Origin of the sequence: Nocardioides sp., from assembly GCF_036267815.1 — a bacterium.
Taxonomy (GTDB): Bacteria; Actinomycetota; Actinomycetes; order Propionibacteriales; family Nocardioidaceae; genus Nocardioides.
This window is the reverse complement of record NZ_DATAVI010000078.1, coordinates 1-1,657: the sequence shown is the minus strand read 5'-3', so window position 1 is coordinate 1,657 and position 1,657 is coordinate 1. Positions and strand designations below refer to the sequence as shown.

At 70.5% G+C, this 1,657-nt stretch carries 3 protein-coding genes; 2 read left to right on the top strand and 1 reads right to left on the bottom strand.

Features of this window, described 5'->3' with window-relative positions; all coding sequences use genetic code 11:
* Positions 1 to 636: glyoxalase superfamily protein (locus VHW64_RS16825; protein WP_329651728.1), on the bottom strand; the 636-nt coding region annotated here is incomplete at its 3' end.
* Positions 637 to 779: 143 nt separating this feature from the next.
* Between VHW64_RS16825 and VHW64_RS16820 the strand changes: the two genes are divergently transcribed.
* Together VHW64_RS16820 and VHW64_RS16815 are read left to right on the top strand one after the other, a co-directional pair.
* Positions 780 to 1,352: a hypothetical protein gene (locus VHW64_RS16820; RefSeq protein WP_329651727.1), complete on the top strand. Its 573-nt coding sequence runs from the start codon at positions 780 to 782 to the stop codon at positions 1,350 to 1,352.
* A 68-nt stretch (positions 1,353 to 1,420) separates the two neighbouring features.
* A partial coding sequence (locus tag VHW64_RS16815; protein WP_329651726.1) for a glycerophosphodiester phosphodiesterase family protein occupies positions 1,421 to 1,657 on the top strand: 237 nt, incomplete at its 3' end.

The following is a 1,657-nucleotide window of genomic DNA, read 5'->3' as shown; positions in this document are numbered from 1 at the left end:
GTCGAAGGCCCGCTCCGGGGTGCAGCCCAGCTCGTAGGCGAGCTCGATGGGCGCGGCGGCCTCGGCGGGCCGGGGCTCGACGGTCGCGGGCACCGGCTCGTGGAACACGATCCGGTTGTGGAACGGGTCGATCACGACCATGACCCGGCCCCAGTCCTCCTGGCGCACTCCGGGGCGGGCGAAGTCGTAGGGGCGCGCGTGCAGCTCGGCGTGCAGCGCGCCGACGTCGGCGACCGGGACCAGCACGGCGCCGCCCGGGCTGGCGTCGCCGTGGTGCTCGCTGAGGTGGAGCACCGTCGGCCCGCGGTGGACCTGGGCGTACAACGGCGAGTGGTCGTCGTACCCGTGCTCCCAGTCGAGTGCGAAGCCGAGGTAGTCGACGTAGAACTCGACCGCCTTGGCGCGGTCGAAGATCCGCAGGATCGGCACGGCCGGCCCGGCGATCGGTGCGCTCGGCGGGCTCGTATCGGCCGGGCCGTCGCCAGCGGCGTCGGCGGCCGCCAGGGTGTTCCAGTCGCGCGCACCGTGCTGGTGGGCGACCAGCTCGAGCGCCTCGCTGTGGGTGATCGTCACGCCGCGGGCGGCCAGGTCGGCCCGGAGGCGCCTGGCCATCTGCTTGGCAGAGGTGTCGGACATGATGCTGGTTCTCTCCGGCGGACCGGTCGGTCAGAGGTCTGCGCTGCCCGGGCGGGTCCGCCCTAGCCGGGCCCAGCCTAACCGAACCAAGAAGTGTCAGTCTCCTGACAGACGGGTGCCCGGAACCTCGAAACAATCACCACGTGATCAAGCGAATCCCCGCCCTCCTCGCCTCCGCAGCCATCGGTGTCATCGCCCTGACCGGCTGCTCCACCCCGTCTGCCGGCGCCGCCGACATCGGTGGGGACCCTGGCAACCGCTCGCCGATGCTGACGGGCGTCAGCGCAGGGGCCCCTGCCCAGACCACCGCCGGCTCTGCCGTCGTCACACCGCTGACCCAGGAGGAGTTCCCCGATCAGCGGCAGAGCGGCTTGGGCTGCCGGACCGAGAGGCGTGACGAGGGCACTGTGACGTACTGCGAAGAGCTCGAGGTCGTCGACGGGGCGGTCCAGTGGACCGTCTACCTCGCCGTCCCACAGAGCCCGGTGAACGTCTACCTGAGCGTGAGCAACGACTTCGCGTACACCTCGAGACTCACGATCTCGGACCCCTACGTGAAGATCGTCTGGGACAAGCCGGGCATCCCGGTCGAGACCACGCTGAGCACCGACGCGCAGGTCGTCCTGGCCGACGACACGACGTACGACGCGAACAACGACTTCGCGTCCTACGACCTCTTCAGCCGGTACTCCGAGGAGAACCTGGTCCTGGAGTAGGCGAGCCTCCGCGACCGGACGTTGGAACGGTGGGTGACCGCGTCACCGTGCTTCGCCACAATGAAGGCATGCGCCCGCAGGTCGTCGCTCACCGCGGCGCGAGCTTCGAGAACGCCGAGCACACCCGACGGGCCTACCTCCAGGCGATCCGCGATGGCGCCGAAGCGCTGGAGTGCGATGTCCGGCTCACCGCCGACGGCCACCTGATCTGCGTCCACGACCGCGACCTGCGGCGTACGGCGAGCACGCGCGGCCTGGTCTCCACCATGGAGCTGGCCGACCTCGGCGAGCTCGAGTTCGCATCC